The following is a 15,172-nucleotide window of genomic DNA, read 5'->3' as shown; positions in this document are numbered from 1 at the left end:
TCGGCGCTTGCCCTCAAGCCTGGAAGGCGACGATGATTGATCGGCTAAGCCAGGCGATCAGAACAAGGGCGTAAAAAAGCCTCAGCTTTCTGAGGATCATCCTCAGGTTGTGGCCAGCGCCGCACAGCACTGCGTGTATTGCATCGCCGAGTGCGCCTTTGAGCCAGTTCCGGTCGAGTTTGCCGTCGGCCTTCATGTGACCAATGGCAGGCTCGATTGCGCTTCGCCTTTGGATCATCGCGCGCAGGCCCCTCGTGATTCCGCGTCGCAATCCCGGGTGGTAGATCTTCACTCCCTCGACAGCGACACCCTTGTAACCGCGATCCACAATGGCGACGTCGGGCTTCACATCGCTCAAGATCGCCGCCTGCTCCAACGCTTCAGCCAGCGTGTGACCGTCGTATGGGTTACCGGGCATCGAGCGGGCGCCAACAACAAGCCCTTCCTTGTGTGTCGTCGTGATCGACACTTTCACACCGAATTCGTAGGGCGTGCGGGCTTTGCCTTTCGCCAAACATTCAACTTCTGGCGCATGCAGTGCGTACAGCTTGTTTTTATCCTTCTGCTTCTGAGACAGGATCCGCCTCGTGCGGCTGATCAATTCCTGCAGCGCGATGCGCCCAGTGTCGGCGACTGAATCGAGCTGACGCTCGACATCACGCATCACCCGCCCAACGCGCGAGCGCAACGTGCGCAGCGCCTTCTTCATGCGCTTGTACTGCTTCGCATGCGCGTAGCGGCCAATCTGACGCGCCAGGTGCGGCGCCTCGCGGTTGTAGTTCTGCCGCAGCTTCAACCCGTGCCGTGCCGCAGCCTTCACGAGATGTTCGCGACACCGTTCGAGCAGACGCGAATCGGTTGGATGGGCGACCGCCTTTTGCATGACCGTCGTGTCAACGATGACGCGCTTTGCGCTTGAAGCCTTGATCACGCCCGCGCGCTTCGCCGCTTCGATCGTCTCGGCCAGCAGTTCTTCAACTCCGGCCTCACCCAGGCGCTTGCGCCAGCGGGTCAGGCTCGACGGATCGATCGGCGGCTCCGTCTGCAAAAACGTTTCGCCAGTAAAGACCTGCCAATACGGGTTTTCCACCCATTGCCAGACCACTTCCTCGTCCGACAGATCGAACGCATGCTGCAGATACAACAAACCAGCAATCAACCTCGGTGAGGTGGCCGGCCGACCTTTGCGTGAGACGAAGCTCGCGCTCATCGACGCATTCAATCCATCCCAGTTGATCAGATCGGTCAGACGCACCAGCGGATGCTTCAGGTTGATCTGCTCGCGCAGAGGATGCCGGAACAAATCGCCTTCGCTCACCACTGCCTTCGGACCCATCCAGACCTCGACAGAATTTGCAGGAAATTACCCATAAAATGCCAGGTTCCTGCAAATGCATCAACCACTTTCCTCTTTAAACCCTTGTTGCACACGGCTCTTCGAATTTTTCAGACCCGACTACTGACGCGCAAAACCGAATCTCAGCAGCGCGAGGGCGTGATTATCGCGAACCTCGTGAATTTGTGGAACAGCTTCGGCAAGGCCGTTTGCGTCAAAAATGCCTAGTTGCGTCTGCAACCAACTGCAGCCATGCCCTGCTGAACAAAGCCAGGAAGCTGCGGCTTTTTTTTGCATACGTTCTTGCTGCTTTGCTCGACCGCAGCATTGCGCCGGCCTGATGCGGGTGCATCGAAGAATGAATTGTTCAGGGCCGACTATTGAATTGGAAGAATTTCGAAAAAATCGGCGGTTCCAGCTTATAACCCCTACAAGCGAATGATCTCGTTGGCATCCCAATGGCCGTGCCACTTTCAATCCTCAGGTCCACGACCGCTGAGGCGAGAAATTTTCAAGCGCCAGAGCGAGTACGATCGCCAACGCGCAACGGCATTGACCCCACTGCTTTCGGCGTAGCGCCTGAACGACGGCGACGCTCAGCGACCGGCGATGACACTGCGCCGGTCTCCCACACGAATCTTGCGGGCTTGCGTTCAACGAAGGCAAACAATAGCAGTCCTGAGCCCAACGTAAACGATTGAATGTGACTATAGAAAAATCCTAAGAACTCAATGTCACGGCGATCAGTATAAAGGGAAATCAACTCGACGGAAAATGCGTCGATGTGGCATTCCAATTAGGCGGATCTTGCCCGAAAACATTGCGAACGAAGAAATCCATGAGCTTACGCTCGGTGAAGATACCGGGGGCTCCATGATCAGCACCGGGCACATAGACCATTTCGAATTCCTTTCCCGCCTTAATGAGACTGTCGGCGAGCGCAAAGGTGGAGGCCGGATCGACATTGTGGTCCATTTCGCCCACAACAAGCATAAGTTTGCCGTGCAGATTGTCGGCATTGTCGATGGCGGAGGACTGTGAGTATTCAATGCCGACGGGCCAGCCCATCCACTGTTCGTTCCACCATATCTTGTCCATACGGTTGTCATAGCAGCCGCTGTTGGCTACCGCAACCTTATAGAAGTCCGAATGGAATAGCAGTGCATTCATGGCATTCTGGCCGCCAGCTGATGTACCGAAGATTCCCAAATTCGAGATGTCGTACCAGGGATATACAGAGGCAGCCGCCTTATGCCACAGAATGCGATCGGGAAGACCTGCATCTTTCAGATTCTTCCACGCGACATCATGGAAAAGGCGTGAACGGTTGTTAGTGCCCATTCCGTCGATTTGCACAACGATAAAACCTAACTGGGTAAGGGGCTCTGTTGTGGTTGTGAATGACTTTGGGACGTGAGAGCCTTGCGGGCCGGCATATATATGCTCCACCACAGGATACTTCAGATGTGGATCGAATCTATCTGGTAGATGAATGATTCCCCAAATATCGGTCTTACCATCGCGCCCTTTGGCAACAAAATTGATTGGTGCTCTCCATCCATTAGATTCGAGTTGGGAGAGGTCGGTGCTCTCGATCTGCATCAGTTTAGCGTTGTCGCTAGATCGGAAAAGCGCCATGCGTGGGGGAAGGTCGATACGCGACCAGAGGTCGACGTAGAATCTACCGTCCGGAGAAAACTCGATGTGATGATTGGCCGGTTCTGGCGTAAGTGATGTCAGCCCCTTTCCGTCGAAGCCAATTCGGTAGGCATGAACGAAATAAGGGTCCTCACCGAAATTCATTCCGCTTGCTTCAAACCAGATTTCCCTTCTAACTGGATCGATGTGGGCCACCCCGCGGACAATCCACTCACCTTTGGTGATTTGGTTTTCTAAAACACCGGTACGGCCATTAAATAGGTACAGATGTTCAAATCCATCGCGCTCGGATGCCCAGATAATTTCCTCTCCATCATTAACATTGTAACGAAAGCGCTTTCCGGCACTTCTTTGGTTATTTCTTAAATCTCTATAATCGACGAACGTGGAGCTGACCTCATCGATCAAAGACCGCGTACGGCCGGTGGCTGCCTCCACCTCGATTACTCGGTAGAGCTGATGGCCGCGTTGGTTGTACTCAAATGTAAAGCCTTTCCCATCCTTCCACCAATTAATTTGGGAAAGGTCAAAAGGATTCGGGAACAAGGCATTGTCGATATTGACCGTGCGCTTGTTGACTATGTCGAATAGTACCGGTTGCGGTCGCGGAAGAATATCTCCCGCTTTGGGATACGCTAATGGCTCATACCTGGCTTGATGGTTTGTTGCTGAGGAATTGACAAGCATGATTTGACGCGGTTGGCCGACGGCGACACGGTAACCTGCGAGGTGATTCGAGTCAGGGGACCACTTTAGGGATGAGAAGACGTAATTGTTCGCTTCTGTCCCGTCCGAACTTAGCGGTACATTTACTGACCCGTCCTTACTCATTAGAAAGACGTTGTAGTTTTTGATATATGCTTTCCACTTGCCGTCCGGCGAATCGCTTGTCATTCGACTATCGCTTTCAGCCGTTGGCGTGAAGTCGTTATGAAATGACAAGATTTCGCCCTGAGAGATCCTAGTGCAGATGTAGCTTGAAAGATCACAACTCCACTGAACGGAATCAATGGAGAACAGCAACTGGTTGCCGTCTTGTCCGATTTCGAAGCGGTCAAAGGGCAGCGAAGTGCCTCGGAAATTGGAGGAGGCCGCCTTATTTAATGCTTCGGCAAGGCGACTATGATCGAAAGCCGGTTGCTTCTTCCCAGTTTTGACATTGAATTTAATGAACTGGCGCTCGCCATGTGTCGTCCGTCGGTAGGCAAACGTCTCGGGCGAAAGCCAGAAAGGGGGGGTATCGACGAAATTGACAATTTTATCCGAGTATTGATAACGAACTCTAAGAGCCCGCTGAAAGTCTGAGGGGGTAAGAGCAAAGGGGGGGGGCATGGTTCCGTTCCCCTGGTTGTCAGCAGCCGATAGCAACGTGCAGTAGGAAACTAGAAGCAGAAAGATGGTGACAATTTTGTTGCATGAATGTTTGGCCTTGAGTATGTAGGTTACGTCGTCGGCTTACCTTGCTGCAATTTTTATGCCATCAGTGAATGCGAGTGGGTATGATCAGTGTCCGCTGATCGCAAGCGAGGCGACCGGTGAGGTTCTGTCGCGATAACGGGAAGTAGAGTGGCCGGTCTTGGAAACTGCAAGTCGGCAGATGAATAAGCCAGCGAAGACGCCGCGACAGGTGGCCTCGTTCGTTCAGACAGGATCCGCGAGTTTTTAAGTGGAATCGCTGAGGCAATCAGGCTGCCGATTTTATCGCTGGCAGCGTGGCGAAGTATGCTTCATCCAGTGTCTGGTCGGCCAGCCTGGCATCAGGCCGGTTCTGGTTATACCCGTTCAGGTAATCGCCCGATTGAGCTGCGGGCGTGGCTGACCGAGTCATAGGCTTTCAGATAGACCTCTTCATATTTGACGCTGCGCCACACCCGTTCGACGAACACGTTGTCACGCCAGGCGCCCTTTCCATCCATGGACAGAGGAACGTTCCGGCTAAGCACCGCGTCGGTAAATCGGTTGCGGTGAACGGGGCTGCCTTGATCCGTGTTGACGATCTCAGGCAGCCCGTATTTCGCAAACGCTTCCTCCAGCGCCTCGACAGCGTGGCAGCTCTCCAGCGTGATCGCCACCCGGTATGCCAGCACCCGACGACTCGCCCAGTCCACGACGGCCGTCAGATAGACGAAGCCGCGCGCCATCGGGATATAGCTCGTATCGAGTGCCCAGACCTGATTGGCCCGGTCGATCTTCCGGTTGCGTAGCAGGTATGGCCAGATCCTGTGGGCTGCATGCTTGCGGCTCGTGTTCGGCTTGCGATACAACGCCTCGACGCCCATGCGCTTCATCAAGGTGCCGGCGTGCCTGCGCCCGACCTTGCTGCCTTCGCGACGCAGCACCCCACGCGATTGGTAATAGGCGCTCGCCCGGCTGATGCCTACCAGCCGCCACGATCAATCATCGCCTTACGCCCAGCAATCCCGGCCTTGCTGAGCGCGCTTTCTAAAAAATCATTCTCCAGCGTCAACTGCCCGATCTTCGCGTGCAGTACCTTCACGTCGACTGGCGGTGCCGCTGGCGCCGAGTTGCCCGCTTCGAACACATCGGCAACCCGCTCCTGCAGTTGCTTCTTCCAGTCCGTGATCTGATTCGGATGGACATCAAACTGCTGGGCCAGCTCTGCCAGCGTCTTGTCGCCCTTGAGCGCCGCGAGTGCCACCTTTGCCTTGAACGCTGCTGAGTGTGTCCGTCGGTTTCGTTTCGTCATCTTCTGGTTCCTTGTTGCCGCCCATTATGACCGACTCACGCCCCTGCTTTTCCACTCAACGAACTGTCCGAATTCTCGGCGCCACCTCTGTTTGTCCGCAACCCAACATTTCCTACAACCGTCGGCCCGATTGGCGGAAATGCGTCACTGCACACGGAGATGGCCAGCCCCCCCGTTGACTAAGTCGTGCTCGTATGCAGCGCCAGCGACTGAACCGCCCCGGGTTTTCCGGAGACTCCACTTCTTGAGAAAATGGAGCTATGGAAAACACGAAGAAGAAATCCCCAAGATACTCGCCGGAAGTGCGTGAGCGGGCTGTGCGAATGGTGCTGGAACATCAAGGCGACCGGGAATCGCAATGGAAAGTGATCGCGTCGATTGCGGCGAAGTTTGGCTGCTCGGGCGAGACGCTGCGTAGCTGGGTGCGCAAGGAGGAGCGGGATCGGGGTTTGCGCCCGGGCACGAGTACGCAGGAGCAGGATCGGCTCAAGGAACTGGAGCGGGAAGTACGTGAGCTTCGGCAGGTCAATGAAATCCTGCGCAAGGCGTCAGCGTATTTCGCACAGGCGGAGCTCGACCGCCGACCGAAGTGATGATCACGTTCATCGATGATCACCGGCACGTCTACGGGGTCGAGCCGATCTGCAGGGTGCTGCCAATCGCACCGTCGACGTACTACACCCATGTGGCTCGCCGCGCCAATCCTGACCTGGTGCCGCCGCGGGCCCAGCGTGACAGGATGCTCAAGGATGAGATCCGGCGCGCGTGGGAAGAAAACTTCCAGGTCTATGGCGCAGACAAGGTCTGGACGCAATTGAAGCGCGAAGGCATTGTCGTGGCGCGCTGCACGGTCGAGCGGCTGATGAAGCAGATGGGCCTGCGCGGCGTGGTGCGGGGCAAGACGGTACGTACGACAGTGAGCGATGGTTCGACGCCGTGCCCGAAGGATCTGGTGAAGCGGCAATTCACGGCCGAACGGCCCAATGCGCTGTGGGTTTCAGATTTTACCTATGTATCGAGCTGGCAGGGCTTCGTCTATGTCGCGTTCATCATCGACGTGTTCGCCCGACGCATTGTCGGCTGGCGCGTGTCGAGCTCGGCGCGCACGGACTTCGTTCTGGACGCACTGGAGCAGGCCTTGTACGAACGACAGCCGGCGCAGCAGGACGGGCTGATCCATCACAGCGACCGCGGCGTGCAATACGTATCGATCCGCTATACGGATCGGCTGGTCGAGGCGGGCATCGAGCCGTCGGTGGGCAGCGTGGGCGACTCCTACGATAACGCACTGGCTGAAACGATCAACGGCTTGTACAAGGCAGAGGTCATCCATCGCCTCGGACCGTGGCGCAATCTGCAGGCCGTTGAAATGGCGACGCTCGAATGGGTGGACTGGTTCAACAATCGTCGGCTCTTCGGCCCCATCGGCAACATTCCACCCGCGCAGGCCGAAGCCGCTTATTATGCAAATCTCGCTGGGTCTGCCGCCGTGGCATGACTCAAGCAAAATAGTCTCCGGGAAACCCGGGGCGGTTCAGACCTTGAGCCGTACGTCTACCTCGTGCACAGGCTCACTGAATGGCCACCGCGCAACCTGCTGCGATTTGTCCGAACGCGTACCGCTCCGCATCTCAAAACTCGCACGATCGCGGGCATTGAATTCGACTGCGGCCCAACGGGGTAGTTGTCATTCGCATGAAGCTTCCCTGCCAGTACGGCCCCACCCCGTGCAGGCCCGCGAGCTCAAGCAGGCTGACATCGTCTTGCATGCGTCGCGTTGTGACATGCGGGCATCGAGTTGCTCCCAGGTTCTGCGGTAAGCCTAACGCGGGAACAGTGCGTCACGAATCGCTAGGGTTCTGTCGCGATAACGATGGCAGATCAAATGAGTGAATGTACATAGGATTGCTTACATAGCCAGCAGGTAGAACTGCCCGGCAACCGTTCGGGCGACGCGATCGTCTTGCATCTGTCCCTTGCGGATCATATGCATCACTTCGATGCCAGACAGAATGATGCGGGCACAGCGAAAGTCCTTGAATCCCATCATCGGTTTGATGATGCGTTTGATCGCTCGGTGGTCCTGCTCGATGATGTTGTTCAGATACTTGTTCTGGCGGATCTTGATCGGCGTATCGCGCCCGGCGTTGAGAGCCTCGAGCGCAGCCAGATTCGCACCGCTCTTGTCCACGGTAATCGTCTCGGGCTCGCCGTTCTGGTCAGTCGCCTTCTCAAAGTAGCGGCGCGCAGCGGCCTTGTCTCGATGGGCACGCAGCAGGAAATCGACTGTGTTGCCCTGCTTGTCGACAGCGCGGTACAAATACTTCCATTGGCCTCTGACCTTGACGTACGTCTCGTCCATCCTCCAGCTCTTGCCCACCGGGCGCTTGTGGCGGCGAAACGCCTTCTCAAACAGCGGTACGAGCTTGATAACCCAGCGGTGCACGCTCGAATGGTCGACCTCGATGCCTCGCTCTGCCATCATCTCCTCGAGATTTCGCGGGCTCAACGAGTAAGCCACATACCAGCGTACGCACAGCAGGATCACGTCCAACGGATAGTGCAGTCGCTTGAGACCTTTGCCGATGCCCGGAGGCAACGTCGCGCGTGGTGTCTTCTTCGTCTGGCCCATGCTGTTCGTCACTCAGGATCGAACGCAAATTTTAGGTTCTTCGTAGAAAAGCGTGGAGCGATTTTCACCAATTGCGTAACCTGATACCTGAATTCAGGGGACATCAGGGGGGAGATTGCTCGATCGCAAGGCACTGCAGGCGCTGGGTTGCTGGAAGGGCTACCGGCTGGAACGCGTAGAGTGGCCACAGGGCGAGAACCACACGCTTTCGCTTTATCTGAAACCGGTGGGCCGGGTCATGCATTGTGAGCAATGCGGAGCGCGTTGTTCGCAGATTCATGAGACGACAGTGCGACGCGTGCGTGATCTGCCACTGTTCGAATATCGGGTAGTGCTGCACGTGCCCCGCCGCCGGGTCTGGTGCGAGAGCTGTGGTGGTCCACGGCTGGAGAAGCTGGAGTGGCTGGGCCGCTACCAGCGGGTAACGGAGCGCTTTGCCAAGGCGTGCGAGAAGTTGTTGCAGGCGGCCAGCGTACAGGCGGTGGCCGCCTTCTACGATCTGGGCTGGCACACGGTCAAGTCGATCGACAAGATGCGCCTGCGTGCCCGTGTGGCCGACCCGGACTGGTCGGCGATCCGCTATCTGGCGATGGACGAGTTCGCGCTGCATAAGGGCCACCGCTACGCCACGGTGGTGGTCGATCCGATCGGCCGCCAGGTGCTATGGATCGGGCCGGGGCGCTCGCGCGAAACGGCCCGGGCCTTCTTCGAGCAGCTTCCTGAAGGCGTCGCTGGGCGCATCGAGGCAGTTGCCATCGATATGACGACGGCCTATGAGCTGGAGATCAACGCGCATTGCCCACAGGCCGAAGTTGTCTACGACCTGTTCCACGTCGTCGCCAAATACGGGCGTGAAGTCATCGATCGCGTGCGCGTCGATCAGGCCAACCAGCTTCGCCATGACAGACCAGCGCGCAAGGTCCTGAAGTCCAGTCGCTGGCTGCTGCTGCGCAACCGCCGCAACCTGAAACCCGAGCAGTCGGTGCATCTGAAGGAACTGCTGGCAGCAAACCAGCCGTTGTTATGCGTCTACGTGCTGCGCGACGAACTGAAACGGCTCTGGTTCTACCGCAAGCCTGCCTGGGCGCAAAAGGCCTGGGAGCAGTGGTTTGAGCAGGCCAGGCAAAGCGGTATCGCCGCCCTGCAACTGTTCGCACAGCGCCTGCAAGGCTACTGGCATGGAATCCTGGCGCGCTGCCGCCACCCACTCAACACCAGTGTCGTTGAAGGGATCAACAACACAATCAAGGTCATCAAGCGCCGGGCTTACGGGTACCGCGACGAGGAGTACTTCTTCCTCAAAATCCGCGCCGCGTTCCCCGGTAATCCTCGATGAACCAAATTTTAACCCGGCACCTTGGCGCGACAGAACCCCGATTATATCGCACAGACGACCGGCTCACGACCTCGGCAATTGGGAGCTTCCCGGGAACCGTTGTAAGCGGCTTAGCGAAACCTGCGAGCGGTTATTCGCTTCAACTTAATACTAATTCCGCCGATAATCCAGCCTATTGCGCACAGAATGGATTTCATTCGGATTGTCGAGTGTGGCAGCAATCCGTTTATTCACCTGACCTTCCGAATTCGGAGCCTGGGCCTCAAGGTCAAGTTCCCGTGGGGCCGCAAATATTTATTCAAGATTGGATATTGCTGAAAAATAAAGACGATTTAGCTAAGCTGAAAATGGCTAAACCTAGTCCATGCCCCGCCGGCTGGACAGAAAGTCCAAACGAGGGGTGCTACAAAAACAGTCCCGCTCTTGCGGCACCAGACATTCCCGTATGTTGTTGCAGACGCAACTATAGATCTTTTACGCACACGCACTTGCCGAACGCGTTCCACAGGTTGACGAGGTTGGCGATGACGACACCCTCGTTTTCCGGCTCCGTCGCGCTAAGGAGGTACTGTAAAAGCAGGGCATGAAGAATTCGCCCGAAGAGCCAGTGGAGAAGGAACGAATTTTGCGAAAGACGTTGGCGGCTGGCGTTGCGAAGGTTCTGAAGGCCTGACCCGCCTATAAGGACCTCCCCATTTTGACAAGCGGGTTTTAATGCGTCGCTGACCAAGCTTCGGTGTCGTTCGAGACGTTGGTGGTGCGGACGGCGGCGAGACAGACTGCATGCCCATAAACGGCCTTACTGGGCGCTGTGGTTCCGCCCGGGCCCGGATAGTAACCGCGCAGCGGGACTCCATCCCTGGGACGGCGAATAGATGCGATTTGGCGCCTTACGGTTCATCGAGTTCGCCCGCTGCCGGTCTGACCTGTCGCTATCCTTTACCTGTTGCGTCTTCGAGTGCAAAGTGGATCGTGGTTGATGGCTGACTCAGCTGTCTGTTGCGCAAATCACCGCGCGCGGAGCAATACATACGTGCGATGGATCGAATTTCTCGCCTTTCGCGAGCACGCCCAGAGAATACGCGCATGCTTGTTGGCGACGGCGACCAGCGTCTTGTAGTAGCCGACGCGCGCCTGTAGCTGGACAATCCAGCGCGAGAGCCGGTCGTCACGTCGGTGTGCCGTCAGGACCGCTGAGCGCGCCCTGAAACAGCAGGGTTCGGAGATAGTCGTTGCCTTGCTTGGTGATGCGTCCGAGCCGCTGTTTTACGGTGCCGATCCAGGCAGCCATCTGCCGGCCGTTTTTGAATTGTCGCGCATCAACGATGGTCGCAACAGCGGCGGATGCAGTCAGAGGGCCCACGCCGCACACGTCCATGCACCGCTGTGCCTGAGGATCATGACCGGCGGGTTCGGCAATCTGTTTGTCAAGCCACGCGATTTCCTGATCCAATGCCTGGCATTGTGCCCAGCCACGCATCAGGGCCTGGCGTGTGGGACCAGCGAGTTCGTTGCTGCCGTCTTCGATACGGTCGACGATGTGTTGGTGTAATGTGCGGATGCCTTGCGCCAGAAACACACCAAACTCGGCAAGCAGTCCGCGCAGGCGATTCACCAGCGCGGTACGTTCCTCGACAAACCCGGCATGCTGCGCCGACGTTCAGCTCACACGGACGTAATATCGTTTCGGGTGCTTCTTGATGGCGGCGAGATCGACGCCCTGTAGAAGCCAGCGTAGTTGCTCGATGCTCAATGTCACGATCGCCGCATCGCTGGGCCATGCAAAGCGATCATGACCCTCAAGCCGCTTCAGAAGAAGCCAGAACCCATTGCCATCCCAGGCAATGATCTTGATACGATCGTGACGCCGGTTGCCGAACACATACAGTGCCTCGTCCAGCGGGTTTAGCGACATCGTCTGCTCGACGAGGATCGACAAACCATTGATGCCCATCCGGAAGTCAACGGGATCGCGGTGAACGTAGACCTTCAGCCCATCGTCGAACCGGAACACGGCAGCCTCCCCAGCATCTGGACGATCGTCGCCAGTTCCTCGAGACTCGCGTTGCCGAGCCCAAATTCGACGCCATTCGGCAACCGCACATGAAACGCGACCACCATCAGTGGCGGCGACTGCGACGGCCCTTGAGGCACAGCCGGCGGTGGCAATGGTGCGGTGACGACTGGGATGAATGGCGGCGCCTCGCTCGGGCGCAATGGTGTCGGAGTATCGATCGGCACGCCACCCGTGACTCCTGATGGCGAGATCTGCTGAGCCTGCGCCATTCGCTGCTGACGGTAACGAGTGATCCACTTGCGAAGCTGATTCGGATTTACATCATGTTCCATTGCTGTGCGCGCGATTGACACGCTGGGCTTCAGGCACATCCTCACCAATTCGTCGCGTGCGCCTTCGTCATACTCGCGACGGCCGTCGCGTTTTGCGCCAATCACCAGGCGGCTCTTGAGATCTTTGTTCCCTGTCATCGGTGTCAGTGTGCAGGTGTCCACGTGGACACCTAGCTTCTGACCTTCTGCCCCTCGATGGAAGGGCGTCTTTTATTGACCGCTTACCGATATTCAACGTAGCCACTACGCGTCGCAGCATTGCGGCTCAGTTCCCGCGAGATAGTCGATGGATGTCGTCCTACACGTCGGGCAATCTCGCGAATGCCATGCCCCTGGACGCGTAAGAGCGCGATTTCCTCCCGTTCCTGAAGAGCGAGAAACCGGGCTGAAAGCGGAGCAAGGCTGATATTGGGCATACCGCCACTTTGCCTGAACCAGTGAGCTCCGACCGCAGAAGACACACCGGCTATGACTGCCGCTTCCTCGCTTGACAGACCCTGTGCAATTGCTTTCCAGAACCTTTGCAGGTTCTGCTTCTGATTGACGCCAGGGCGCGCCCGATAGAGCCTACCAACGGCCGGATTCCCCGGCGGCACCGCCCGTGTTTCTTCCCCATTCCACCCCCTTCGATTTCGGGGGTGTTGCGATCCGGTACACGGAGCGGCTGGCCGAAGCCGGCGTCGAGTCGTCGGTCGGCACGGTGGACGATTCGTACGACAACGCGCTTGCTGAGACGATCAACGGGCTGTATAAATCCGAACTGATTCATCGGCGCGGCCCGTGGCGTAGCCAGCAAGCCCTCGAGCTGGCCACGCTCGAATGGGTCGACTGGTTCAACAATCGTAGGCTGTTCGGCCCGATCGGCGATATCCCGCCGGCGAAAGCCGGGCAAGCTTACTATCGGCAGTTTGAGAACGTCGCCAAGGCGGCTTGACTCAAACAAAACGGTCTCCCGGAAACCGGGGGCTGTCCCATTGAAATGGAAGTATTCCGATCCAACTCGACGCATCCGGTGCAATTCATCCGGTTCAATGGACTAGCTAACGCGGCCTTTCTGGGATCTTCGGTTCACCCGTAGCCTTATCCGTTGAAGTTCGGGGTCCCGCCCATCTGGACCGAGTAATTCAGCGATACGTTCACAAGGTTGAAGTCCGCCTGATCCGTCCATTGCAGCGGGCCGACCGAATTGAACACGAGAAGATCGATCGAAGGCGAGTCATCCGTATTCGCTGCGGCGATGAGGTCCGGTATCTTCGATCCCACGCCCGACAGGATGCCCATCACGATTGCGGCTGCGGCGAAGGCCGCCCCGTCAGTCGCCACTCCGATGGCAAGGGTGCTCAGCGCCGCGGCTACGCCCTCCAGAATCTTCGTGATCTCTACGCCCTCGCTCTCCTCCGGCCAGTGCGCCGGTGGAATGCTGCTCTTGTCCACGTAGTAGATGCTTTGCTTGCCCGAGCTGGTGTTATTGTGCAGGGCGAGACCGTAGGACGACACGGCATGGGTAAAGGCGTGGATGCCGGGTGACACTTGCACGCGTGTCGTCGCATCGACCGTCAGGAGTTGGTCGGAGGTGGTCAGCTCGAAATTCTGCAGCACAGTCTCGTGACTGTTGCCGTCGCCGTCTTTCAGCGAGTCGATCGTGACTTCGCCGTTGGCGAGGTCGAGACCCGTCTTGTCGCTGTTGAGCGCGAAGTTGCCGGGCTGAGTGCCCTTGTAGACGATCGCCATAGACGGCCACAATATCTCGGTCACGAAACGCTCGGGCGCGATCAGGAAGCCGGCCCGCGCCCCTTGTGGAATCGCATTGGGAGATATCTCCTGGTCGAGCCCGTCAGCCGAACGGTTCTCCGTCATGCAGAGAATGCCGAGCACACTTGAGTCGAGCGTCGGACCGTCCACATACGCGTAGCTGGAATAGGTCGGCAACAGCCACGCGAACAGCCCCTGGTCCGCGGTACGGTTGAGATTCACCGTGGCGAAGACGTGCTCGAAATCGATCAGGTTGGCGTTGAACCAGTTTTGCATGGCAGCCTTGACGTCGTCCACTACGCTCTCGAACGGAGTGGCCGAGGGATCGGTGCTCCTGCCGAAGCCATAGGCGTCAAGAACCGTGACCACCTGCTCTTGCGGGCTTGCGCCGGTGTGGCGGACCTTGAGGTCGTGGAACGTTCCAGAGCCCGTGGCGGGCGTTTCGGTATGGGGCACGTATTGCAGCTGGATCTCGATCTCGAACGATCCGGCGCCGAACGTGAACGCGACAGGTCCCGCGCCAGGAATGGTGCCGCTCGCCTTCAGCGCGGTCACGGGCGTCTGCATGTGAATGAGTTTGCCGCTGCCGCCAAGCGTGATCTGCCAATCGGAGAACGTGCCGGATACGTCCACCGCGATAGCGGTGTGAGGATCCTGCGTGGACGCGGCGAAAGTGTTCGGAGAGGTTCCCTTGCGCTTGATGGTCGCGTTGACGTCGTCGACGCGAATGGCAAATACCGTGTCCCAGCCATAGGTATCGGCCTTCAGGCCTTCGTCGTTTTGCGCGATCATACGCCCTCCGGATCAGGAGTGCACTGGTGAACTGGCCCTTGGCCGCGCCCGCCCAGCTCGCTCTCGACAAAGCCAGATCCGCCAACCTGAGCACGACATCCTTGCCCAGCAACATCGCGCTTGCGCCGCCGCCAAGGGCAGAAGGGTTCACTTCCGGCAGAAGCTGCCCTGCGTTGTCGGCGCCGGCGGCAACGCGGCAAAGCAGTGCCAGCACGCCGTCGCCTCCGGCCGCGTCGGCATAGGCGTAGCTTGCGCTCACGGGCACGAGCGCCGCGACCGGGCCGCGATCGCTCACGATGGTCAGCTTGATGGCGACCAATGTGTAGGGAAAAGACGCTCGCGCATCGAGCCAAGATTGCAACACGGTCACGGCCATGACCTCGAAGCCCCGAATTGCGGATCGTCGAAGCTCGATGACTGCACGGTGAGCGTCCCTTTTCCTGCCTTGATGGTTCGTGCACGCGCATCGGAGTCAGCCGGGTCCGGCGGCGGCGCAAGCGCGAGTGTCGCCTTCACGAGGAACGAACCGTCGGTCAACGTGAACGACTGCTCTTTCTGACTGAGCGTAAGCGTACTGCAGGGGATGAGGAATTTCACCAGCGCTCCCGA

11 protein-coding genes, 4 pseudogenes and 1 other annotated feature are annotated in these 15,172 nt (G+C 57.9%); of the genes and pseudogenes, 3 read left to right on the top strand and 12 right to left on the bottom strand.

The window, feature by feature from the left end:
- Positions 1 to 13 precede the first annotated feature (13 nt).
- From QFZ94_RS43610 to QFZ94_RS43595, 4 genes and pseudogenes are all read right to left on the bottom strand, one after another.
- Positions 14 to 1,336, bottom strand: coding sequence for an IS5 family transposase (locus QFZ94_RS43610; protein WP_429462130.1), 1,323 nt, complete (start codon positions 1,334 to 1,336; stop codon positions 14 to 16).
- Positions 1,337 to 1,456: 120 nt separating this feature from the next.
- Positions 1,457 to 1,633, bottom strand: a complete 177-nt coding sequence (locus QFZ94_RS43605) for a hypothetical protein (RefSeq protein ID WP_429464186.1) — start codon at positions 1,631 to 1,633, stop codon at positions 1,457 to 1,459.
- A 462-nt stretch (positions 1,634 to 2,095) separates the two neighbouring features.
- Positions 2,096 to 4,327, bottom strand: a complete 2,232-nt coding sequence (locus QFZ94_RS43600; protein ID WP_429464184.1) for a DPP IV N-terminal domain-containing protein — start codon at positions 4,325 to 4,327, stop codon at positions 2,096 to 2,098.
- A 352-nt stretch (positions 4,328 to 4,679) separates the two neighbouring features.
- Positions 4,680 to 5,702, bottom strand: a pseudogene (locus QFZ94_RS43595) (IS3 family transposase).
- Positions 5,703 to 5,962: 260 nt separating this feature from the next.
- Here QFZ94_RS43595 and QFZ94_RS43590 point away from each other — a divergent pair.
- Positions 5,963 to 7,200, top strand: a protein-coding gene (locus tag QFZ94_RS43590; protein ID WP_429458928.1) for an IS3 family transposase whose coding sequence is annotated in 2 segments (ribosomal slippage) — positions 5,963 to 6,266 and positions 6,266 to 7,200 — 1,239 coding nt in all. Because the reading frame shifts where the segments join, the coding sequence is not laid out codon by codon here.
- Positions 6,253 to 6,369: a sequence feature (AL1L pseudoknot), on the top strand. It overlaps the preceding gene by 117 nt.
- Before the next feature lie 194 nt (positions 7,201 to 7,394).
- On the opposite strand, the pseudogene QFZ94_RS43585 reads toward QFZ94_RS43590, so the two are convergent.
- Both QFZ94_RS43585 and QFZ94_RS43580 read right to left on the bottom strand, forming a co-directional pair.
- Positions 7,395 to 7,557: pseudogene (locus QFZ94_RS43585) on the bottom strand (IS21 family transposase); the annotation flags it as partial.
- A 54-nt stretch (positions 7,558 to 7,611) separates the two neighbouring features.
- A complete protein-coding gene (locus tag QFZ94_RS43580) occupies positions 7,612 to 8,334 on the bottom strand; it encodes an IS6 family transposase (RefSeq protein ID WP_429464182.1) in 723 nt (240 codons plus the stop codon).
- A gap of 115 nt (positions 8,335 to 8,449) precedes the next feature.
- Between QFZ94_RS43580 and QFZ94_RS43575 the strand changes: the two genes are divergently transcribed.
- Entirely contained in the window at positions 8,450 to 9,670 is a 1,221-nt protein-coding gene (locus QFZ94_RS43575; RefSeq protein ID WP_429464181.1) for an ISL3 family transposase, read from the top strand.
- Positions 9,671 to 10,838: 1,168 nt separating this feature from the next.
- Here the strand turns inward: QFZ94_RS43575 and QFZ94_RS43570 are convergent.
- The 4 genes and pseudogenes from QFZ94_RS43570 to QFZ94_RS43555 all read right to left on the bottom strand — a co-directional run.
- Positions 10,839 to 11,285 carry a transposase gene (locus QFZ94_RS43570; protein ID WP_429464179.1) on the bottom strand — a complete coding sequence of 149 codons (447 nt, stop codon included), beginning with the start codon at positions 11,283 to 11,285 and terminating at the stop codon, positions 10,839 to 10,841.
- Positions 11,286 to 11,330: 45 nt separating this feature from the next.
- Positions 11,331 to 11,684 (bottom strand): IS66 family insertion sequence element accessory protein TnpB, encoded by a 354-nt coding sequence (gene tnpB, locus QFZ94_RS43565; RefSeq protein ID WP_429464177.1) that lies wholly within the window; start codon positions 11,682 to 11,684, stop codon positions 11,331 to 11,333.
- Entirely contained in the window at positions 11,660 to 12,157 is a 498-nt protein-coding gene (locus tag QFZ94_RS43560) for a transposase (RefSeq protein ID WP_429464175.1), read from the bottom strand. Before QFZ94_RS43560 ends, tnpB begins: the two co-directional genes overlap by 25 nt.
- An 86-nt stretch (positions 12,158 to 12,243) precedes the next feature.
- Positions 12,244 to 12,615: pseudogene (locus QFZ94_RS43555) on the bottom strand (helix-turn-helix domain-containing protein); the annotation flags it as partial.
- Positions 12,616 to 12,659: 44 nt separating this feature from the next.
- Between QFZ94_RS43555 and QFZ94_RS43550 the strand changes: the two are divergent.
- Positions 12,660 to 12,953: pseudogene (locus QFZ94_RS43550) on the top strand (integrase core domain-containing protein); the annotation flags it as partial.
- A 146-nt stretch (positions 12,954 to 13,099) separates the two neighbouring features.
- Here QFZ94_RS43550 and QFZ94_RS43545 read toward each other — a convergent pair.
- The gene (locus tag QFZ94_RS43545) at positions 13,100 to 14,563 is read right to left on the bottom strand and encodes a TULIP family P47-like protein (protein ID WP_429464173.1); all 1,464 of its coding nucleotides are present in this window, start codon (positions 14,561 to 14,563) and stop codon (positions 13,100 to 13,102) included.
- Between the two features lie 366 nt (positions 14,564 to 14,929).
- Positions 14,930 to 15,160, bottom strand: coding sequence for a hypothetical protein (locus QFZ94_RS43540; RefSeq protein ID WP_429464171.1), 231 nt, complete (start codon positions 15,158 to 15,160; stop codon positions 14,930 to 14,932).
- Between the last annotated feature and the right edge of the window lie 12 nt (positions 15,161 to 15,172).

The sequence above is a fragment of the Paraburkholderia sp. JPY465 genome (assembly GCF_050436725.1).
Taxonomy (GTDB): domain Bacteria; phylum Pseudomonadota; class Gammaproteobacteria; order Burkholderiales; family Burkholderiaceae; genus Paraburkholderia; species Paraburkholderia youngii.
This window is presented reverse-complemented; position numbering and strand designations above follow the sequence as displayed.

Coding starts and splice junctions, on each gene's coding strand:
- QFZ94_RS43610 (WP_429462130.1), bottom strand. CDS start 1,336: ATGGGTCCGAAGGCAGTGGTGAGCGAAGGCGATTTGTTCCGGCATCCT.
- QFZ94_RS43605 (WP_429464186.1), bottom strand. CDS start 1,633: ATGCAAAAAAAAGCCGCAGCTTCCTGGCTTTGTTCAGCAGGGCATGGC.
- QFZ94_RS43600 (WP_429464184.1), bottom strand. CDS start 4,327: ATGCCCCCCCCCTTTGCTCTTACCCCCTCAGACTTTCAGCGGGCTCTT.
- QFZ94_RS43580 (WP_429464182.1), bottom strand. CDS start 8,334: ATGGGCCAGACGAAGAAGACACCACGCGCGACGTTGCCTCCGGGCATC.
- QFZ94_RS43560 (WP_429464175.1), bottom strand. CDS start 12,157: ATGACAGGGAACAAAGATCTCAAGAGCCGCCTGGTGATTGGCGCAAAA.
- QFZ94_RS43545 (WP_429464173.1), bottom strand. CDS start 14,563: ATGATCGCGCAAAACGACGAAGGCCTGAAGGCCGATACCTATGGCTGG.